Origin of the sequence: Bartonella ancashensis (assembly GCF_001281405.1) — a bacterium.
GTDB classification, from domain to species: domain Bacteria; phylum Pseudomonadota; class Alphaproteobacteria; order Rhizobiales; family Rhizobiaceae; genus Bartonella; species Bartonella ancashensis.
This window is the reverse complement of sequence record NZ_CP010401.1, coordinates 501260-523396: the sequence shown is the minus strand read 5'-3', so window position 1 is coordinate 523396 and position 22137 is coordinate 501260. Positions and strand designations below refer to the sequence as shown.

Genomic DNA, 22137 nt, shown 5'->3' with positions numbered 1-22137 from the left:
AAAGATAAAAATATCCTAGCTCTCATTGCGAATAATCATACGGTTTAATCTTCTTTGTAAAAATATGATCTCATAGAATAGACAGAATATTGTCACCAAGTCTTCTAAAATATGATTCCTATTTGAGTAAGTTATGTTTTATTTGCTACATAGAGGAAGATAATTAAAACTGTACATGCACCAATAAAAGAATTAAATGAAGCACTGCCCAATTAGCATAATAGACCACAATTATTGAGTCTTGTATCCCCTTGAACTATATCAAGTACATAAATTTTAAGGAGAGGCCATAAAAATGAACTGGATTACAAACTACGTCCGACCGAAGATTAATTCCATCTTAGGCCGTCGTGAAATTCCAGACAATCTGTGGATCAAAGACCCCACAAACGGTGAGATGGTCTTTCATAAAGATCTGGAAGCCAATCAATATGTTATTCCGACCTCTGGTCATCATATGTACATTAATGCTGCAAAACGTCTTTCGCATTTCTTTGATAATGGTGTTTATACACCTCTTGAAAATCCAAAAGTTGTAACCGATCCATTAAAATTTCGTGATGCCAAACGCTATATTGACCGGCTGAAGGATTATCGCTCAAAACTTGGCGTTGATGATAATATCCTAAGCGCACGAGGTACAATTGAAAATTTACCAATTATTGCAGTTGTTCAAGATTTTGCATTCATGGGTGGATCACTTGGTATGGCTTCAGGAGAGGCTATTATTAAAGCATTTGAGACTGCTATCACAGATAAATGTCCCTTAATTCTTTTTGCTGCCTCAGGTGGAGCACGAATGCAAGAGGGAACACTTTCACTGATGCAGATGCCTCGTACAACAGTAGCTGTTGAAATGATGAAAGAAGAAAATCTTCCCTACATTGTTGTCCTGACAAATCCTACCACTGGTGGTGTCACAGCCTCTTATGCTATGCTTGGTGATGTCCACATTGCTGAACCTGGAGCAATGATTGGCTTTGCAGGGCCACGTGTTATTCAGCAAACGATTCGAGAAGTTTTGCCAGAAAATTTTCAAAGCAGTGAATATCTTCTTGATCACGGTATGGTTGATATGGTTGTATCGCGCTTAAAACTGAAAGAAACTATTGCACGACTCCTACGTTTGATGATGAAACACCCTGAAACTGTTTCTCTTTTTAATTCACAACACACAGACCCAACGGATACTCCTCTCAAAAACTAATGCAATTTTAAATAATAATGAAGAGTTTTGTACAAAAAATTGTTGATGATTTACTGAAGGAATATCCTAAAAAATTCGATTTATCTTTAGATCGTATCACCCGTCTCCTAAAGCATCTCGGTGATCCACATCTCAACCTTGCGCCTGTTATTCATATTGCTGGAACAAATGGAAAAGGATCAGCTTCGGCTATTTGTCGTTCCCTTCTAGAACATGCAGGCTACCACGTTCATGTTTATAGCTCTCCACACTTAGTCAACTGGAATGAACGTTGCCGGCTCAACGGTCAACTTATAACGGATCACCAATTTGCTGAAGTAATTCAGCATATTACAAAAATTAATCGCCAAGAACCAATCACCATTTTTGAAATTCTGACAGCAGCAGCATTTACCTTATTCAATACACATCCATCTGATGCAATCATCTTAGAAGTTGGATTGGGTGGACGTGTTGATTCTACAAATATGATTCCAAAACCAGCGGTATCTTTAATTATGCCTATTGATTATGATCATGTAACTTTTTTAGGCAACGGTATCGAAAAAATTACTTTTGAAAAAGGAGGTATTATCAAACCAAATGTTCCTGTTGTTATTGGAAAACAAGAATACGATACTACTCTCTCTGTTCTCAGTACTCTCGCCGATAAAAATAAAGCACCTTATTCTATTTTTGGCCAAGATTATCAAAGTTATGCCGAATACGGACGTATGGTATTTCAAAGCGACCGCGGACTAATGGATCTTCCTCTTCCAAATCTCATCGGAGCACATCAAATTACCAACGCTGGGGCTGCTATTGAAGCAGTTTATCAAGCAGGTTTTCAACTTTCAGAAGAAACGATAAGTGAAGCTTTACGCAATATTTACTGGCCTGCACGAATGCAACATCTTACTCATGGTCGATTGGTTGATCAATTACCTTCCACCATGGATTTATGGTTAGATGGGGGTCACAATCCTGCAGCGGGAAAAGCAATAGCAGAAGAGCTTATTCAATGGAAAAAGAAATCAAACCGCCCAATTGTTATGATTGCAAGCATGCTCAACACAAAAGACAGCACAAATTATTTTCGGCCCTTAGCAAATCTTGTAAAAGCCGTTTATACTATTCCTTTGATTCCTAACGATGCAGGAATCTGTCCTAAAATTTTAGCACAGTCAGCCCAGAAAGCAGGATTAATAGCTATCCCACAAACAGATCTTCAAGAAGCTCTTCATACAATAAATTTAGAATATAGAGATGCCGTAATCCTCATTAGTGGTTCTCTTTATCTGGCGGGAAACATTCTACGTGACAATGGAACACCACCGTGTTAGAAACCGGCCATGCACAGAGTTTTAATAGACAGAATTTTATATCATGAAGCTTGATCGTTCTCTCTATCAACATCCTAAGTTAATTACTGTTTTTGGTGGTTCCGGTTTTGTGGGGCGGCACGTTGTTGAAACCCTAACCAAACGGGGTTATCGTGTCCGTGTTGCTGTACGTCACCCTCAAAAAGCTTATTATATGCAGCAGATAGGTGATGTTAGTCAAATTCAAATGTGTGCAACAGATGTGAAGAATCGCACCCTTGTCGCGCGTGCATTATTAGGAGCAGATGGCGCAGTCTTTTTACCTGGAAGTTTAACGCAAGCGCATCAATCTCGTTTTAAAACAATCCAGATAGAAGGCACACAAAACGTTTCTGAGTTAACAGCTGAAACAGGTATTCCTCTTATCTATGCATCGACGTTACTTGCTAATGAAACTACACCTCTCCTTTACGCTCGTACTAAATTTATGTGTGAACAAATCATTCGCGATAAAAATCCTCAAGCAATTATTATGCGTCCCTCTATCATCTTTGGACCTGAGGATCGCTTTTTCAATCGCTTAGCAAAAATATCTTGTACTTTACCAATTATACCGCTTTTTAACGGTGGGCAAAACAAAATACAGCCTGTTTACGTTGGTGACATTGCCAAATTTGTTATACGAGCCTTGGATGGGGAAATTCCTTTTGGAAAAGACTATGACCTTGGTGGCCCTACAGTCATTACAGTCCGGCGCATCATTGAAAATATACTCAAAATTATTTACAGGAATAAGGTGGTGATATCTATACCTTCTTCCGTGGGGATTTTTATTGGGAGCATTTTCAGCGTGATTGGTAAGGTTCCTTTGGTGCCAACATTCATTACAACTGATCAAGTACGTTTTTTACAAACGGATAACATTGTTTCTCAAGAAGCAATCGACAACAAGCGTACCTTAGAAGGTGCCGGGATTACTCCCCAAGCGATGAGTGCTATCTTACCAAGTTATCTATGGCAATTTCGTCCACAAGGACAATTCTCTAAGAATTTGCCAGTTTAGCAAACAGCTTGTACATAGCCAAGTTTACCTCCTGGTTACGCGGTATAGATCAGTATTCGTACTGAAGCCTCTCTTCTCCTTCCTTATAAAAAGCAGGAGCGTTTTTTGTACTATGAAAGCAGCATCCTTTATAAAATTATAGCAATCATGCGCAAGAAATAACCTCTTTTTCAAATACAGATAAACAAGATAAAAATATCCTTTAGAAAAAGTTTCACTCATTCACTTTGATTCGTTAAAAATAAGATGAATCCTTACATAAGAAACAGATTGCTTATATCAACGAAACATAACAAGAGTATCATCAATCCACTTATGATTATGATGGGTGTGTTTCTGTAGTGAAACAATAAAAGGAGATGTGCTGTGCACAATTTTTGTAAGTGTAATTTCAAAGGAATAACCAAAATTTACACTAGTCCTTTTTTCTTTCTTTTATTATTTTTTCCAACACATGCTGTAGCTCAATCATCTATATTTCATTTATTTTCTGCTTTCATTTTGTTTGATAAATCATGGCTTACTTGGATTATTTGCGGAAGTTTTTCTTGTGCTTCTTTACTCACATGCATAGCTGTCATCATAAACATACGAAGAAATGCACGGAAATCTTTAAAGATTATTCAAGCAGATTTTTCCGAAAAGCTTCAACAATATGAGTGGTTTTTACAAGCTACAGAGCAATATCTTCTTATATGGGAAAATCCAGCCACGCAACCACACATCGTTGGCAATATTTTAGAAATGCAAAAAGTAGGAATCAACAAAGAAAATTTTCAACATTTTGAGCTATGGCTCGAAGAAACATCTTTGCAGGATCTTAATAATGCACTCACTCAATTGCACTATCACGGTTGTTCCTTCGATTTTTCTATCACCACAAAAAATAAAATGTTGCTTCAAGTTACAGGAATTGTTGCAGGAACATCCACAATTGCACGTTTTCAAAATATTTCAAAATATCAAAATGATATTGTCAACCTACAAAAAGAAATGAATCAAGTGCATTCAAAACTCACGATGCAACAGGATCTTCTTAATCTTATCCAAGAACCCGTTTGGATTCAAAACGATAATGGAACAATTTGTTTTGCCAACCGTTCTTTTCAAAAGATGACAAATTTTCAAGAAGGTTGCGAAAATATCATCGACCCCTTTAATGAAATTACACAGTATCAAAAAAATGAAACCGAAACTATTTTCCAAAAACATATTTATACTGTCATCAATGGAGAACGGCGTCGTTTTTACCTTACACGTGTAATAACAGCAAAAGGAATGGCAAGCTTTGCACGTGATGATAGTGCCTACGAAAATCTTGAAAATGAAATGAGACGTATCCTTCAAAATCACTGCGAAACTCTTGACCAAATTTCAACAGCTGTAGCCGTTTTTGATGCTAATCAAAAACTAAAATTCTGCAACCATGCTTTTAAAATTTTATGGCCATTAGAGAGCTCTTTTTTGGAAAGTGAGCCAAGTCATACATTGCTACTTGAACAGTTACGTGAAAAAGGCCTCATCGGTGATCACCCTAATTGGCGTAAATGGAAAGAAGACCTCCTTAATACCTGTCGTCAAACAGAATCAAACCAACAAATTTGGAACCTTCCTAATGGATGTACCGTACGTGCCATTTCCAGCCCTCATCCACAGGGAGGAGTCACATGGTTTTATGAAAATCTAACCGAGAAAATTGATCTCGAACGACGTTATAATACATTAATTAAAATACAAGGTGAAACACTTGATAAACTTTCCGAAGGAGTTGTAGTTTTCGGATCAGATGGACGTTTACGTTTATCAAACCCTGCTTTACTAAAATTGTGGTCTCTACCTCATAATTTGCTGGTGGAAGGAACTCATATTACACAATTGCAAGCTCACTGTTCAACTTTAATAACAGGAGACGAGTGGCAACAATTTTCTCAGTTCATCACAGGTTTCAATGAAAAACGCGACGCATTTTCAGGACGTATAGATTTGAAAAATGGAGCTATTATTGATTATACACTAGCACCACTTCCCAACGGACAAACAATGTTAACTTTTGTAAATGTCACCGATAGTGTTCATATCGCACGGGTTCTTCAAGAAAAAAATGAAGCCTTAGAAAGTGCAGACCACCTTCGTAATAAATTTGTTCAACATGTTTCTTATGAATTACGTACCCCCCTTACTAATATCATTGGATTTTCTGACATTTTACGTGGTCAAATTTTTGGCTCTGTTAATGAACGTCAATATGAATATCTTGGTCATATTCAATCAGAATCAAATACCCTTTTGAATATTGTTAATGACATTCTTGATTTGGCAACCCTCGACGCAGGAATTATGGAATTAAACATACAACCAGTTAGCATCGCCAGCGCTATGACACACGCAATCAAACGCATAGAAGAACGCCTCTGTGGACGTAATATCACGCTTTTACAGCAAATTTCTCCCTCTGTAAGTTACATTTCTGCTGACGCAACACGCTTGCACCAAATCTTTGTTAATATCCTTAGTAATGCAATTAATTTTGCAACAGAAGGAAGCACTATTGAATTTTGTGCAGACCAGAGAAACAATCATATAATTTTTAGTGTCCATAACGAAGGATCTGATATTCCAAAAGATATTCTTGATCAAATTTTCAAACCTTTTTCCTCCCACACACATCATGGTGGACGCGCAGGGGTAGGCCTTGGTCTCTCACTTGTCAAAAGCTTTGTCGAACTCCATGGTGGATATGTAAAAATTCTCACAGGTATAAACCAAGGAACAACAGTTCAATGCTTTTTTCCAGCCCAAAAAGAAAATATACTTCTCTAAGTCCACGTCGTCACAATAATTTTTTATAAATTCAATTGGAAATTATTATGAATTTTAATTTTTTTCTTAAAAGTGAAAAAGAAACAAAATTTTTTGCACAAGATTTGGCCCTTGCGTTAAAATCAGGTGATCTTATAACTCTTCAAGGTGATCTTGGAACAGGTAAATCAACACTTGCACGTGCAATTATTCATACTCTTGCTAATGATGACACTTTAGATGTTCCGAGTCCTACTTTCAATCTTATTCAAAATTATAAACTTCCACAAATTGAGATCACCCACGCTGATTTTTATCGTCTTTCCACTGCGGAAGAAATTTATGAATTAGGGCTTCACGAAATCCGTGAGCATAATATTTTGCTCATTGAGTGGCCAGAAAAAGGCGCTCATCTTTTAGGGCCTATAACTTTTTCCCTAACTTTAGAACACCACAAAGATGGACGTTGTCTCACAATTACATCTGCAAAACACGCTACTGAACGCCTGCAACGATCTTTTTCAATACGTAATTTTTTAAAAATTCATGGTCGCGGTCATGTTCATCGTTATTTTTTAGCGAACGATGCTTCAGCACGCTCATATGAATGTCTAAGAGATAACAATCATCAAGAAATTCTCATGGATGCTCCTGTCATGCAACTCACGCAGATTACAGACCCTTCCTATGCGAAAAAAATGCGTCTTGCCACCGATATTCGCCAATTCGTGGGAATTAACCAACTTATCATAGATAACGGATTTACTGCTCCTAAAATATTTGCTGAGGATCTTGAAAATGGTTTTTTAATTTTGGAAGACCTTGGATGTGAAGGACTCATAGACCACACAGGAAAACCTATAAAAGAACGTTATATTTCCTGCAGTGCGTTACTAGCTACTTTCCATCAAAAATTATGGCCTTCTAGCAAAAAATTTCCAGGATTTTTACTTCAAATACCCAATTACGATCATCAAGCCATGCAGGCAGAACTTTCTTTGTTGCTAGACTGGTACGTACCTTTTAAAAAACAAAAAGGCCTTAGTGTAGAACAACGTAGAGATTTTTTTGCTTGTTGGAAGCCTTATCTTGATATGCTCATAGAAGGAGAAAGTACCTTCGTTATGCGCGATTATCACTCACCAAATATATTGTGGCAGAAACACAAAGAGGGAGAAGAACGTATTGGCCTTATTGATTTTCAGGATGGCTTAAAAGGACCAACAGCCTATGATCTTGTCTCTTTAGCACAAGATGCACGTGTCTATATTTCTCCAGAACTTGAAGCACAAATTGTAAATACTTACTGTCACGCACGCCACCATGCATCAAGACCCTTTAATGAAGATGAATTGCGCATACTTTACGCACTCGCAGGAACCCAACGTGCTTCAAAAATTTTGGGTATTTTTATTCAATTACATCAACAATATGAAAAATCATCTTATCTTAAATACCTGTCATATGTACAAGATTATCTTCTCCGTAATCTCACGCATCCAGCTCTCACAACTTTAAAAAACTTTTATCAGGAAGCAGGTCTTCTTGAAACAGGATCATAAGTTCTTAATTTTTAAAAATTTTTATCTACATTGTTCTTTGTCTTTCACACCTGCAGGGACTTTATATGAAGTGAGGTTTTTCAATTGTGCCCTTAGAAAAAATTTGTATATAATATAGGCAATTATGGGAATAATTGAGTGAATAATTTTGATACATCTACTCTGAAATCTTGTGAGACCCACTATCGGCCACGTGTATTTTCTATTTCTTTCGGAACGCCGTTTTTATCACATTTTGTTGACGCTCTTACCTCCGGCACTCTTATCCCTAATTTTGCACAAAATGAAGATATTCAATTCGCTCTTGCTGATACTACGATCTATGTGCCAACACGTCGTGCTGCCCGTGCTCTACGAACAACTTTCATTGAAAAAAGTCGCACACAATCTAGTCTCCTACCAACCATTCTCCCCCTAGGGAGCATGGTTGAAAACTTTTCTTTTTTTGCTGATCATCCTACTAATGATTTGGAGATTGACCCTCCTATAAAAGAAAATGAACGTCTTCTTCTCCTAGCATGCCTCATTCGTCCGTGGCGTGAAAAATTACCTGCTCATTTATGTACTATGTTAGGTATAGAAGATGCAATTATTCCTACAAATACTGCCGATGCGATTTGGCTTGCTCAAGAGCTTGCACATTTAATGGATGAGGTTGAAACAGAATCTGCAACTTGGTCAAAACTTTCAGAAATTGCACCTGATATGATCGCTGAGTGGTGGCAAATAACACTCCATTTTTTAACTATTATCACGCAAAATTGGCCACAAATTCTAAAAGAAAAACAAAAAAGCAACCCAGCTGAATGGCGCAACAAAATCTTAAAAATACAAGCAGATGCCTTACAACGTACACAATCCGATAAACCCATCATTGCCGCCGGAGCAACAGGTTCTATTCCCGCAGTTGCTAATCTTTTAAAAGTTATTGCTTCCCTTCCTAAAGGAGCTGTTGTTCTTCCAGGGCTTGATTTACATATGGATGAAGCACAATGGAATACACTAAAAATCAACGAAGAAAAAACTGCAGATTTTCCTTTCAAAGGTGAAATTTCTGCCTTTAGTCACCCTCAGTATCATCTAAAAAAACTCTTATCTCTCATGGAATGCCCACGCACCCACGTAATAGAAATAGGTCAACAAAGTGCAATAAAGAAAAAACGTGCCGCTCTACTGTCAGAGGCGTTACGACCAGCTTCCACAACAGACCAATGGCTAAAAATTGTACGAGATGATTATGAAAATGTTTGTGCGGACTGGTCATTTATTGAGGCAACAAATGAACATGAAGAAGCCCTCGCTATTTCTATTGCTTTACGCCATGCTATTGAAGAGCCCAAAAAAACTGCAGCTCTCATTACAAATGATCGCCATTTAGCACGCCGTGTTGCAGCTGAACTACAACGTTTTGGAATCGAAGCCAATGATTCTGGTGGAATACCACTCGCGCAGACATTGCCCGTAACATTACTACGGCTTCTCTTAAATAATCTATTCAAACCTGGAGATCCTGTCGCTTTTCTTTCTCTTCTGAAACATCCTTTAACAACTTTAGGGCAGGATCGCTCCCATCTTCGAGAAATGGTAGAAAATTTCGAACTTCTCGTTTTACGAGGAAATAATAACCACATTCATCTTTGTGCATGTGATAAATTTTTTGAAACTTGGGTAAAAAAACAATCTCATCACACTTTAAATGAAATCCTTGACCAACAAAAAAATGAGGAAGCACGCTTTCTCTGTAATCTTTTGATAAAGGCTATTGAACCTCTCACATCTCTCATGAAACAAGGAAAAGAATGTTCCGTTAATGAAGTGACCCTAGCAACTATCGAAGTTTTTAATAATTTTGGATGTGATAACAACAACTCTTTCATGCAACTTTATCATTCAGAGGCAGGAAAAACCTTATCTAATTTCTTGCATGAATTGATCCATGACCAATCAGGGTTAAAATTTCATCTTTACGAATGGCCAGCCGTATTCTCAGCTCTCATAGCTCCACATTCTGTAAGTCCTTCTCCTGGAGGGCATGCACGCTTATTTATTTGGGGAACTCTAGAATCACGTTTACAAACAGTAGATACCGTTGTTATGGGTGGTCTCAATGAAGGTTCATGGCCTATTACAACTCGTAATGATGCCTTTTTATCCCGACCAATGAAAATGGCATTAACTCTTGATCCCCCAGAAAAACGCATCGGTATTTCTGCACATGACTTTCAATACGCTATGGGAATGAACAAGGTAATCCTGAGCAGAGCTGCACGAGTAAATCATATTCCCTCAGTCCCTTCACGCTGGTTGCAACGCTTAGAAACGGTTGTAGGAAAGCAGGTTTGGGAACAAATTAACAAACGAGGAAAAATATTCCTTCATTGGGCAAAAATGATCGATGCAACGGAAAATGTTATCCCTGCAAAGCGGCCTTACCCTATACCACCTCTTGATGTTCGCCCTTATAACTTTTTTATTACTGAGGTAGAAACCCTTCGCCGCAATCCTTACGCAATTTATGCAAAAAAAATTCTAAACCTCAAACCACTTAAACCACTCACCCACAACCTCTCTGATACTGAAAGAGGAACATTGTACCACAACATTCTTGCAATATTTTGCACACATGTAAAAAATCCAAACGCATCCAACGCATTGGAGATGTTACTAGCTATTGGGCGCTCAGAATTTGACAAATTAAACTTACCATCTGATATTGAAACCCTTTGGTGGTTGATGTTTGAAAATTTTGCTCCTCTTTTCATCCAATGGGAACAAAGTCTTAGCCCTCGAGAACGATATGCTGAGGTAGAAGCTCGAAAAACTCCTATAGGCACAACGGGTATAACCCTCTCAGGACGCGCTGATCGTCTTGATATTTTACCTGACAAAATGGTTGAAATTATTGATTTTAAAACCAACACCCCTCCATCATCCACACAAGTACTTTCGTTATTATATCCACAATTAGCTCTAGAAGCAGCCTTGCTCATGCAAGGAGCTTTTGCAGGTTTTAAAAAACTAACTCCTTCAAATCTACTTTACATTCCCCTTAAAGGACAAGACGAAATAAAACCTCAATCAATTATCTTAAATAAAAAAATAAAAAGTCAGAAAAGTGCTGTTGATCTTGGTAAAGAGGCATGGGAACGCCTCATTGCACTGATGGAACATTATAAAAATCCACAAAACGGATATCTTGCATATGCTCTTCCCTCACACAATCGTTATGAAGGTGACTATGATCACTTGGCACGGGTATCAGAATGGTCAAATGATATTCATAAAATAGGCGTAACATGACTCTATTTTCTATTCCCCAAGCAGCTCTCGATGCACAAACAACCGCTACAGATCCAACAACAAATGTATGGGTTTCTGCAAATGCAGGATCTGGAAAAACACATGTTCTAAGTGAACGCGTTATTCGCCTACTCTTAAACGGTACACCCCCTGCACGAATTTTATGTCTTACTTATACAAAAGCTGCTGCAGCTGTTATGCAATCGCGTATTTTTCGTACCCTTTCAAATTGGAGTGAACTCAACGACAGCCAGCTCCAAGACACACTATCACGGTTCGAAAATAAACCTGTAAACATGCAAAAACTTGCCCATGCACGTCGACTTTTTGCCTATGCTTTGGAAACACCAGGTGGCTTAAAAATCCAAACCATTCACGCATTTTGTGAGTCTTTACTACATCAATTTTCGCTAGAAGCCAACATTGTAGGCCATTTCGATCTATTAGATGATGTCAATCAAAAAAAATTACTACAACAAGCTCGTTATCAGCTTCTAACATGTCATGATGCACAACCAATATTAAAACAATTATTTAAAACTATTAGCGAAAATACATTTAATCAATTACTGCGTGAAGCAACCCTAAAACAAAATGAATTTTCTGATTTTTTATCCTTAATCCTTTCTCAAAATGGGGAAAAGCAATTACGTAAAATTTTTAACTTAGAGTCCGATGAAACAAAACAGAGCCTTCTGGAAAAAATCCAACAAACTGCCCTATTATCTCCTTTCGCAATGACACATTGTCAAACCTACAACTCACCAAAAGCTCAGAATATAATTGCACAATTTAAACAGCTAGAGATCGCTTCTGATGAAACAAACATCATCAATCTTGTTTCAGGAATCTATTTGAATATTACAGGTAAACCGAGAAATTTTTCCCATATTTTTTCAAAAAGTTCAGATGAAATTTGGCCTTTTGTAAAAAAAGAAATTGAAGAAAAACAATCCCTTCTTTCTGTTCTGCTAGATAAATATCAATGTACGAAACTTATTGCACTTAACATGGCTGCTTTTCAGCTTTGTTCTATCTATCTTAAAATTTATACAAATTTAAAAAAGGAAAATAGTTTACTAGATTTTGACGACCTGATTAAGCATACACTCCACTTATTGCAACGCAAAGGTGCAAACCAATGGGTGCACTATAAACTTGATCGTGGTATTGATCATATTCTTCTTGATGAAGCGCAAGACACCAATCCAGAACAATGGAAAATTATTCAACTTCTGGCTCAAGAATTCTTCACAGGTGATAATCAACGCACCAATATACGGACGATTTTTGCTGTTGGTGATGAAAAACAATCTATTTATTCTTTTCAAGGTGCAGCGCCTGAAAATTTTTCTGAAAATGGACGAATGATCCAAAGGAAAGTTCAACAAGTTCACAAAAAATTTGAAAAAATACAGTTAAATTATTCTTTCCGTTCAACAGCTGACATTCTTAAAAGTGTTGATCTCGTATTTGAACAACCAGAAAATTATAGAGGTCTCTCAGCAGATAACGCAAAAACGGTACATGAACCCATTCGAATCCATAGCCCAGGCGAGGTTATCATATGGGATGCTATATCACCAAAAACAGATACACTTCCTGATGATTGGTCTTTAGCCGTTGATCATTTGGATACACCTGAAATATGTTTAGCAGAACAAATCGCCACAACCATTTCTGATTGGTTAAGAAAAGGCGAAATGCTCCCGGCAAAAGGACGCCTGTTAAAAGCCAGCGACATTATGGTTTTAGTTCGCAAGCGTGATCAATTTGTACCAGCGCTTTCCCGAGCACTCAAACTCCGCAATATTCCTGTGGCTGGAACTGACCGTTTGCAATTAACTAGTCACATTAGTGTACGTGATTTAATAGCACTTGCACGCTTCGTCCTTCATCCCAAAGATGACCTTTCCCTTGCGTGCATTTTAAAAAGCCCTCTTTTTGCATTTAATGAAGAAATGCTTTATCAACTGGCAGTTCAACGCACAGGATCGCTCTGGCAAAGTCTTGGTGCTCATGCAAAGAATAGTGAATTATTTAATGCAGCTTTCAAAAATTTGGAAAAATATCGCACCTTGGTTGATCAAATGCCTGTTTTTGAGTTTTACAGTCATGTTCTTAACAACGATAAAGGACGACAAAAAATCCTTTCCCGCTTGGGATCTGAAGCTAACGAAGTCCTTGATGCTTTCATGAATTATACCCTCACTATTCAAAAAACTGGTTTACCAGGATTGCAGGCCTTTCTAGAAACACTCAGTGTAGATAAACCGGAAATTAAGCGTGAGCTTGATCAAAATCACGAAGAAGTGCGTATTATGACTGTCCATGCAGCAAAAGGACTTGAAAGTGCTGTTGTCTTTTTAGTTGACTCAGGTAATGCAATCTGGAACGCACATTACACACCGCATTTGCTGAAACTTCCCCTAAATGATAGACACGCTTTTATCTGGCGTCCCAATTCAGAATTTAAAATGAAACCGATTGAGACAGCACTTTTGCATCTAAAAGAACGTGCTGAAGAAGAATATAAACGCCTTCTTTATGTAGGAATGACACGTGCTGAAGATCGATTAATTGTTTGTGGCTATAGTCAAAAACGGAAAATACCTGACACATGGTTACATTTGGTAAAAAAGGCCCTTGAATCCAACTCAATACCCATAGAAGGTCCCACAGAAGATATCTCTGCCTGGCGTTATTCTACTACACCTGTTGCTACTCCTCTAACAATTCAAGAAGAATCTCATCATGCAAACCAAACATTCCCACCCTTACCTTCTTTTTTTCATGATGGCATACCTACAGAATCGGCTTTACCAAAACTCCTAAGTCTCTCTGTTACTGATTTTTCTTCAAAAATAGAAACCAAATTCCTTTCTAACCAACAACACCCTAATTTTTCGCCTATTTCAAAAAAAGAAAATACCAACGAAATCTCTCACATTGAATATGGCAACATAGTGCACAGATTGCTACAATACCTCCCTAACTGCCATCCTCAAGAACGTCGAAAATATGCCCAGCGTTATCTCAAAGCTAAGGCTTCTCATTGGTCTGAAAAACAAAAGGAAAATGCTCTTAACGATATTTGGAAAATCTTGGAGAATACACATCTTAAATTGCTCTTCTCAGATTCCTCACGTGCTGAAGTTTCACTCATGGGGATGGTAAAAATCCACGGTAAACAGCAAATGATTCATGGCCAAATCGATCGCTTATATGTCAATCAAGAGAATATTATTTTTGCCGATTTTAAAACTGGCACTCTACCAAAAGATGAAACAGATATTCCTCTGGCATATTTAAGACAAATGGCCCTTTATCAACAATTGCTGCAAAATATTTACCCTGATAAAAATATTCAAGCCTTTCTTATTTACAGTAAACAAGCAAAAATATTCCTGCTATCTTTTGAAAAACTTAACACCCTCATTGTGTAAATTACTTTGTAAAAAAAACTTTTCAATAAAACTCATTATAACTTATTCTTACAATGGCGAGATGTATAATCGAAACTATATAAACTCACAAAAATGACTATAAAGGATAAATCAATGGCATGTATAAAAATTGACAATAGTAATTTCGATAGCACAGTTCTTAGTTCTTCAATCCCCGTTGTAGTCGATTTTTGGGCAGAATGGTGCAACCCTTGTAAAAGGATTGCACCTATTCTTGATGAACTTTCAAACGAAATGCATGACAATGTTAAAATTGCTAAAGTGAACATTGATGAGTGCCCGGAACTGGCTACCCAATATGGAGTGCGTTCAATTCCAACCTTATTGCTCTTCAAAGACGGAAAAGTGTCTTCTAATATTGTTGGTGCAGCATCTAAGGGACGTATTTCTGAATGGATAAAAGACCATATTCGTTAAATTTATTTTCTTCATAAAAAGGGGCTTTTTTAACAGCCCCTTTTACTTCATTGTTCAGCAATAATTTCCGTTTAATTTAAAACGGATATATTTATTCATACTGAGCATGTTTGATAATCTTTAAAGGGTGCAAATTGTATTTTAGGAGACCGTTCTGCTTCATAATTTAGGGAAAAATTATTTTCTGCTAAAAAAACAGGATCATTATCTAAATCGTAAGCGATGGAAGATCGATGATTCACAATAAAATCCTGAAGAGCCTCCTTGCTTTCCGCGGAAATCCAACGACATACACTAAATCGTGATGATTCAAAATTTACCAACAAAGAATATTCCCCTCTAAGGCGTTCCATTAAAACATCAATCTGCAAAGCACCAATGACGCCGATAAGGGAGGGTGATCCATCATCAGGAACAAATAACTGAACAACTCCTTCTTCAGCCATTTGTTGTAAAGCTTCCTTAAGCTTTTTTGCTTTCATCGGATCATGTAAACAAACACGACGTAAAATTTCTGGTGCAAAATTTGGCACACCTTTAAAGCGGATATCTTCCCCTTCAGTTAACGTATCACCGATACGCAAAGTTCCATGATTGGGAATACCTACTACATCACCAGCATAAGCTTGATCAGCAATTTGACGCGAACGAGCGAAGAAAAACTGCGGAGCCGAAAGCGTTATGGGTTTTCCTGTCCGTACTAATTTTGTTTTCATACCACGTTCAAGTGTTCCTGAACATATTCGAAAAAAGGCAATACGATCACGATGATTGGGATCCATATTCGCCTGAATTTTAAAAACAAATCCTGTCATTTTTGGTTCATTAGCAGTAACCATGCGTTGATCCGCTACTTGATCACGGGGAATTGGACCAAAATCAACAAATGCATTAATCAAATCACGAACACCAAAATTACGTAAAGCAGAACCAAAATAAACCGGTGTCATATGTCCTTCATAAAAATCTTGCAAATTGAATTTTTTACAAGCAGAACGAGCAAGTTCTGCTCCCTCAATAAAAAAATCACGTTGATCTTCAGGAAGTATACCGGCAATCTCACTGGATCCGGAAATTATTCGCGCGGTTACCTCATCATCACGTTGACGAAAACTGTTCCGATGAAGATCAAATGTTCCTGCAAAATACTTACCTACACCAACGGGCCATGTAACAGGCGCTGTATCAAGTGCAAGTTTTTCTTCAATTTCATCTAAAATATTTAGGGGATCACATGCTTCACGATCCATTTTGTTAACAAAAGTAACAATGGGAATATTTCGCATCCGACACACTTCAAATAATTTTAGCGTTCTTGGTTCAATCCCACGTGCACCATCTAAAACCATGATAGCACTATCAACAGCCGTAAGAGTACGATAGGTATCATCCGCAAAATCTTCGTGACCTGGAGTATCCAACAAATTAAAGATATGATCCTCATATTCGAAAGTCATCACTGATGTTACAACGGAAATGCCACGATCACGTTCAATATTCATCCAATCAGAACGTGTTTTGATACGATCTTTTTTTGCTTTTACCTCACCAGCAAGTTGAATAGCACCACCAAACAGCAAAAGCTTTTCCGTCAACGTCGTTTTCCCTGCATCAGGGTGAGCAATAATCGCAAATGTACGCCGCCGCTTTACTTCTTTTTCCCTATGATCCATTATTTCTCCACATGCTGGATGAGTACCTTAGCAATCAACGCTCTCATTTCATTGACTCCATAAAGTGCTATAAATGATCCAAATCTTGGACCCCGCTCTTGTCCTAAAAGAACTTCATAGAGCATTTGGAAAAAAGCACTTGAAACACCAGGACCCCCTTCAGGACTTTTTTTACTATGATCCTGATAGCACTCTGTTAAACGTGCAACATCAAGAAGCGTATTTTGAAGAACATTTTCATTAAAATCTATTGGTAAATTAGCCAACTTTTCATCAATTCTTGCTAATACTGAACGCTCAGTATCATTAGGAACACGGTATTTCTTATTAGGCTTCACAAAAGCATTAAAATATCTGATTGCACATTTCACTAATAAACCAAGTTCTGGACAAGTTTGCTTATTCACTCCTTTAGCATAACGAGAAATAAATCCCCAGAGTACTTCTTCATTTTCAGCATTTGAAGCACTAACCAAATTCAACAACAACGCAAAAGGTACAGGCATCTTAATTTGCGGAGGACAACCATTATGAAGATGCCATACAGGATTATTAAGCCTTTCATTCCACTGTTGAGTATTATACGCAGAAAGATGCATATAATACTCATCAACAGCTTTTGGAATAACATCAAAATAAAGCCGTTTTGCTGTTTTAGGCTTCAAGAACATATAAAATCCCAAGCTTTCCGTTGGTGCATAAGCTAACCACTCATCAATGGTTAGACCATTCCCTTTAGATTTTGAAATTTTCTGCCCTTTATCATCCAAAAAAAGTTCATAATTAAACCCTTCCGGTGGATGACCATCAAGTATTCTACAAATTTTGGATGAAAGATTAACTGAATCAATAAGATCCTTTCCTGCCATTTCATAGTCAACCCCAAGTGCTTTCCAGCGCATTGCCCAATCAACTTTCCACTGACATTTAACCTTTCCATCCGTAATCTCTGTTTCTATGGTTTCACCTGTTTCGGGTTCAACATAAGTAACAGTGCCTTTTTCAACATTCCTGTCAAGCATTGGAACCTGCAACACCTTTCCAGAAAAAGGAGAAATAGGTAAGAAAAGAGAATAAGTTGCCTGCCGTTCTACACCCAATGTTGGCAAAACAACACTCATAATATCATCATAGCAAGCAAGTATTTTTAGAAGCGTCTCATTAAAACGGCCTGAATTATAATAATCTGTTGCACTAACAAATTCATAATCAAAACCAAAGCGATCAAGAAAAGCACATAAGCGACTATTATTTGCAGCTCCAAAAGAGGAATATTCACTTCCAAAAGGATCTGGCACACAGCTTAATGGCTTGCCAATATAATCTTTCATTTTTTCACGATCAGGAACATTATCAGGAACCTTACGCAAACCATCCATATCATCAGAAAAACAAATCAACTTTGTTCTAACTTTGTTTTCCGTGAGAGTATGAAATGCATGACGCACCATCGTTGTACGTGCAACCTCTCCAAAAGTTCCAATATGCGGCAAACCAGAGGGCCCATAACCTGTTTCAAATAAAACAACCTCTGGATAACCTGTCTTTTCATAACGCTTGATAATCTTACGTGCTTCTTCGAAAGGCCAAGATTTTGATTGGACCGCTATCTCTTTCAATTGGGACACCAAATTAGAGGAATCGCACTGATTATGCATGACTATTTTCCCGATACTAAATTTTAATAACTGTGTACGGTGCTTAAATTTTTGCGTCAAGAATGACGCTATAAAAAACACAAAACCTTCTACCTAATCCTTATTAAAAGCAAATAACCATAGGGATTCTCATTCTAATCAAGTACCCCCATTATTCCATTAATAAAATCACAAATCACCACTTCTTTTGTTATGGATTATTTTCGCATTATCCTTATCTTCTAGCCTTTTTAACAACACCAAATTCAGAATTCTTTCTTCAATTAATTCTGATCTATGATACATAGTGCATGAAGATAAACTGAAAAACACATGCTCTTAAGCATATACCGTACAAAAATCACCCCTCAACTCTCTATATGTTAAGTAGATTTATTATTACCAGATTACTTTGCAGAACGCGCAGCTAATGTGCGTAAACGCAACGCATTCAACTTAATGAATCCAGCCGCATCTTCTTGATTATATGCTCCTCTATCATCTTCAAAAGTGACCAACTCATCAGAATAAAGTGATTTTTCACTTTGGCGTCCCTCAACAATCACATTACCCTTGTAAAGTTTTAGTGTAACTTCTCCTTCAACATTTTCTTGAGATAAATCAATGGCAGCCTGTAACATTTTTCGTTCTGGAGAAAACCAAAAGCCATAATAAATCAACTCTGCATAACGAGGCATCAGCTCATCTTTTAGATGGGCTGCACCACGATCCAACGTTAAAGATTCCATCGCCCTATGAGCTGTTAAGAGGATTGTTCCTCCTGGTGTTTCATAAATACCGCGTGATTTCATGCCAACAAAACGATTTTCAACCAAATCTATTCGACCAATACCATTATCCCGTCCATATTTGTTTAATTGTGCAAGCAAAATTGCCGGAGATAAAATTTCCCCATTAATAGAAATAGCATCACCCCTTTTAAAACCAATGGTGATTATAGTTGCTCTATCTGGGGCAGATTCCGGCGAAACTGTGCGCTGATGAACATATTCGGGAGCAGGAATTGCAGGATCTTCTAAAATCTTCCCTTCTGATGACGAGTGCAACAAATTAGCATCTACTGAGAAAGGTGCCTCTCCTTGCTTATCTTTTTCTACAGGAATTTGATGCATCTGCGCAAATTTAATCAAATCTGTGCGACTTTTAAAATCCCAATCACGCCACGGAGCAATGATTTTTATATCTGGGTCAAGAGCATAGGCAGATAATTCAAAGCGGACTTGATCGTTACCTTTTCCTGTCGCTCCATGAGCAATGGCATCTGCCCCTGTTTCTTTAGCAATTTCAACAAGGCGCTTTGAAATAAGTGGACGGGCAATTGATGTTCCAAGAAGATAAACTCCTTCGTAAACCGCATTAGCTCGAAACATCGGAAAAACAAAATCTCGTACAAACTCCTCACGCAAATCTTCAATATAAATCTCTTTAATACCCAACATTTCAGCTTTGCGACGTGCGGGATCTAACTCTTCTCCTTGCCCTAAATCAGCTGTAAAAGTAACAACTTCAACATTTAGTTCACTTTGCAACCACTTGAGAATAATTGATGTATCCAACCCACCTGAATAAGCTAGAACAACTTTCTTAACATCTGCCCATTTTTTCATTTCAATACTCTACAAACATCTACTTAGTTTTCTTTTACCCAGAAATAAAAACCATGCAAGTAGTGAAAAAATACTGAAGATAACTTTTAATGCAGTGCAAAAAAATAAAAAAGCATATAAACATCTGAATCATCAAAGAATCTTTGATAATAGAGGGAGGGGTCATATGTCATTTTTACCCGAATGGGCTGTTTTTATAAAATTTTCCCTAATAGCATTAATCCTTGCCCTCACCCCAGGACCTGACGTCATATTGTCAATAGAGCGCAGTATCGTACAAAATAAAAAAGCTGGCATTATGTGTGTCTTAGGGAGTTCAACAGGCTTTGCTATTCAAGTATTTTCCGTGTCCCTTGGTTTATCAGCACTTATTCTAACTTCACCCAAAACTTTTTTTCTCTTAAAAATTACTGGTGCCTTTTATTTATTGTGGCTTGCTTTTAAAATGGTACGGACACATCCGACCCTTTCTCTAAATAACTCATCTCAAAAAAGAAAAAGCCTCAAGAGCAATTATCTAGCTGCTGTTGGAATCAGCCTTCTAAATCCAAAAGCAGTTCTTTTCAACGTAACTTTTCTACCGCAATTTATTAATGCAAATGATCCCATGGCCACACAAAAATTGCTCATTTTGGGACTTTCTTATATTCCTATTTCCTTGCCTATTACAATCTCTATAGTCTTTATGGCTAATAAACTTTCCACGCTTCTCCAGCAAAAACCTTCTTACATGCGCGTTTTTCATTGGCTTGTCGCGGTTATTTTTGCCAGTTTTGCAATACGCCTCTTAATTGACAAAACGTTTTAAAATAGCCTCTACTCACAACTAAGTGTATTTTCAAGACGTAAACGTTCAGATTTGCGTAGACGCTCTGAAGTTGACTTTAACTGCCCACATGCAGCTAAAATATCCCGTCCACGCGGCATTCTAATAGGCGAGGCATAGCCTGCCTTATTAATGATATCAGCAAAGCGTTCAATTTGCTCCCAATCAGAACATTGATAAAGACTCCCCGGCCATGGGTTAAAAGGAATCAAATTGATTTTAGCAGGAATACCCTTAAGTAACTGAACAAGTTGTTTGGCATCATCCAAACTATCATTTACATCCTTCAACATAACATATTCAAATGTAATGCGCTTAGCATTAGAAAGACCTGGATAATTGCGGCAAGCATCTATCAATGCAACAAGAGGATATTTTTTATTGATAGGAACGAGCATATTCCGCAATGTATCATTCACTGCATGTAGCGAAATCGCTAACATCACCCCGATTTCTTCCCCAGTTCGTACAATTTCAGGAACAACACCGCTGGTCGAAAGCGTAATTCGGCGCTTTGACAAAGAAAGCCCATCACCATCAGCTGCAATGAGTAAAGCTTTTTTAACTGCTTCAAAATTATAAAGTGGCTCTCCCATACCCATCATAACAATATTGGTTATCTTGCGCCCCTCGCCTGAATTATCTAGATCGTTGCATATATCCTTCTTGGGAAAATCATCTAAACGATTTCGTGCAATTAAAAGCTGCATCAAAATCTCTTCAGCTGTCAAGTTACGAACAAGGATCTGTGTTCCCGTATAGCAAAAAGAACAATTTAACGTGCATCCTACCTGAGATGATAGGCATAAAGTACCACGTCCTTCTTCCGGAATATAAACCGTTTCAACTTCAACAGGCCGACCAGCCCCGCGTGCCGGAAAACGCAAAAGCCACTTGCGCGTACCATCTTTCGATATTTGCTCTTCCACAATTTCTGGATATGCAATAGAAAAACGTTTCTCTAGCATTTCTCTCATTGGTTTGGAAATGTTGAGCATTTCATCAAATCGAGTAACACCACGAACATAAAGCCAATGCCAAAGTTGACGCACACGCATACGCCGTTGACGCTCCGGAACGCCTATATCCTTTAAAGCTTGAGCCATTTCATCACGTGACAGACCGACTAAGGGAAGCTTATCTTGCCCCTTTGTCGCTGCAATACCCGCCCCAAATGCTTGCGCGCTCGTTGACTGAAAATCACATGAAACGGTTATCTCTTCCAAATTCATATCGTTACTCTATGAATGACAAACC

At 37.8% G+C, this 22137-nt stretch carries 12 protein-coding genes and 1 pseudogene; 9 read left to right on the top strand and 4 right to left on the bottom strand.

Translation table 11 applies throughout. The annotated features are described in order from the left end of the window. The first annotated feature begins 295 nt into the window (after positions 1-295). The 8 genes and pseudogenes from accD to trxA all read left to right on the top strand — a co-directional run bounded on the left by accD (position 296) and on the right by trxA (position 15116). Positions 296-1253 (top strand): annotated as a pseudogene (gene accD, locus PU02_RS02275) (acetyl-CoA carboxylase, carboxyltransferase subunit beta). Further along, positions 1222-2529, top strand: coding sequence for a bifunctional folylpolyglutamate synthase/dihydrofolate synthase (locus PU02_RS02270; protein ID WP_053943898.1), 1308 nt, complete (start codon positions 1222-1224; stop codon positions 2527-2529). The pseudogene accD and the gene PU02_RS02270 overlap by 32 nt, the downstream one beginning before the upstream one ends. 43 nt (positions 2530-2572) lie before the next feature. Next, positions 2573-3571: a complex I NDUFA9 subunit family protein gene (locus PU02_RS02265; RefSeq protein WP_053943897.1), complete on the top strand. Its 999-nt coding sequence runs from the start codon at positions 2573-2575 to the stop codon at positions 3569-3571. 366 nt (positions 3572-3937) lie between these two features. Next, complete coding sequence (locus PU02_RS02260) at positions 3938-6391, top strand: PAS domain-containing sensor histidine kinase (RefSeq protein ID WP_414947356.1); 2454 nt, start codon at positions 3938-3940, stop codon at positions 6389-6391. Between the two features lie 47 nt (positions 6392-6438). After that, a complete protein-coding gene (gene tsaE / locus PU02_RS02255) occupies positions 6439-7932 on the top strand; it encodes a tRNA (adenosine(37)-N6)-threonylcarbamoyltransferase complex ATPase subunit type 1 TsaE (RefSeq protein ID WP_053943896.1) in 1494 nt (497 codons plus the stop codon). Between the two features lie 138 nt (positions 7933-8070). Continuing rightward, positions 8071-11232 carry a double-strand break repair protein AddB gene (gene addB, locus PU02_RS02250; RefSeq protein WP_236824023.1) on the top strand — a complete coding sequence of 1054 codons (3162 nt, stop codon included), beginning with the start codon at positions 8071-8073 and terminating at the stop codon, positions 11230-11232. Beyond that, complete coding sequence (gene addA / locus PU02_RS02245) at positions 11229-14678, top strand: double-strand break repair helicase AddA (RefSeq protein ID WP_053943895.1); 3450 nt, start codon at positions 11229-11231, stop codon at positions 14676-14678. The genes addB and addA overlap by 4 nt, the downstream gene beginning before the upstream one ends. Positions 14679-14792: 114 nt before the next feature. Continuing rightward, positions 14793-15116 (top strand): thioredoxin, encoded by a 324-nt coding sequence (gene trxA / locus PU02_RS02240; protein WP_053943894.1) that lies wholly within the window; start codon positions 14793-14795, stop codon positions 15114-15116. Between the two features lie 95 nt (positions 15117-15211). Here the strand turns inward: trxA and PU02_RS02235 are convergent, their stop codons facing one another. The 3 genes from PU02_RS02235 to PU02_RS02225 form a co-directional block, all read right to left on the bottom strand. After that, on the bottom strand, positions 15212-16789 hold the full coding sequence (locus tag PU02_RS02235) for a peptide chain release factor 3 (RefSeq protein WP_053943893.1): 1578 nt from the start codon (positions 16787-16789) through the stop codon (positions 15212-15214). Then, positions 16789-18447 carry a lysine--tRNA ligase gene (locus PU02_RS02230; protein ID WP_053943892.1) on the bottom strand — a complete coding sequence of 553 codons (1659 nt, stop codon included), beginning with the start codon at positions 18445-18447 and terminating at the stop codon, positions 16789-16791. Before PU02_RS02230 ends, PU02_RS02235 begins: the two co-directional genes overlap by 1 nt. A 386-nt stretch (positions 18448-18833) precedes the next feature. Continuing rightward, positions 18834-20054 (bottom strand): argininosuccinate synthase, encoded by a 1221-nt coding sequence (locus PU02_RS02225; RefSeq protein ID WP_053943891.1) that lies wholly within the window; start codon positions 20052-20054, stop codon positions 18834-18836. Positions 20055-20220: 166 nt separating this feature from the next. Between PU02_RS02225 and PU02_RS02220 the strand changes: the two genes are divergently transcribed. Continuing rightward, positions 20221-20862, top strand: coding sequence for a LysE family translocator (locus PU02_RS02220; protein ID WP_053943890.1), 642 nt, complete (start codon positions 20221-20223; stop codon positions 20860-20862). Positions 20863-20870: 8 nt separating this feature from the next. On the opposite strand, the gene rlmN is transcribed toward PU02_RS02220, so the two are convergent. Beyond that, positions 20871-22097 (bottom strand): dual-specificity RNA methyltransferase RlmN, encoded by a 1227-nt coding sequence (rlmN, locus tag PU02_RS02215; protein ID WP_414947369.1) that lies wholly within the window; start codon positions 22095-22097, stop codon positions 20871-20873. Positions 22098-22137 lie beyond the last annotated feature (40 nt).

Excerpts from the sequence above, each read along its gene's own strand:
- addA (WP_053943895.1), top strand. The coding sequence starts at position 11,229 with ATGACTCTATTTTCTATTCCCCAAGCAGCTCTCGATGCACAAACAACC.
- PU02_RS02235 (WP_053943893.1), bottom strand. The coding sequence starts at position 16,789 with ATGGATCATAGGGAAAAAGAAGTAAAGCGGCGGCGTACATTTGCGATT.
- PU02_RS02265 (WP_053943897.1), top strand. The coding sequence starts at position 2,573 with ATGAAGCTTGATCGTTCTCTCTATCAACATCCTAAGTTAATTACTGTT.
- tsaE (WP_053943896.1), top strand. The coding sequence starts at position 6,439 with ATGAATTTTAATTTTTTTCTTAAAAGTGAAAAAGAAACAAAATTTTTT.
- PU02_RS02225 (WP_053943891.1), bottom strand. The coding sequence starts at position 20,054 with ATGAAAAAATGGGCAGATGTTAAGAAAGTTGTTCTAGCTTATTCAGGT.
- PU02_RS02230 (WP_053943892.1), bottom strand. The coding sequence starts at position 18,447 with ATGCATAATCAGTGCGATTCCTCTAATTTGGTGTCCCAATTGAAAGAG.
- trxA (WP_053943894.1), top strand. The coding sequence starts at position 14,793 with ATGGCATGTATAAAAATTGACAATAGTAATTTCGATAGCACAGTTCTT.
- PU02_RS02220 (WP_053943890.1), top strand. The coding sequence starts at position 20,221 with ATGTCATTTTTACCCGAATGGGCTGTTTTTATAAAATTTTCCCTAATA.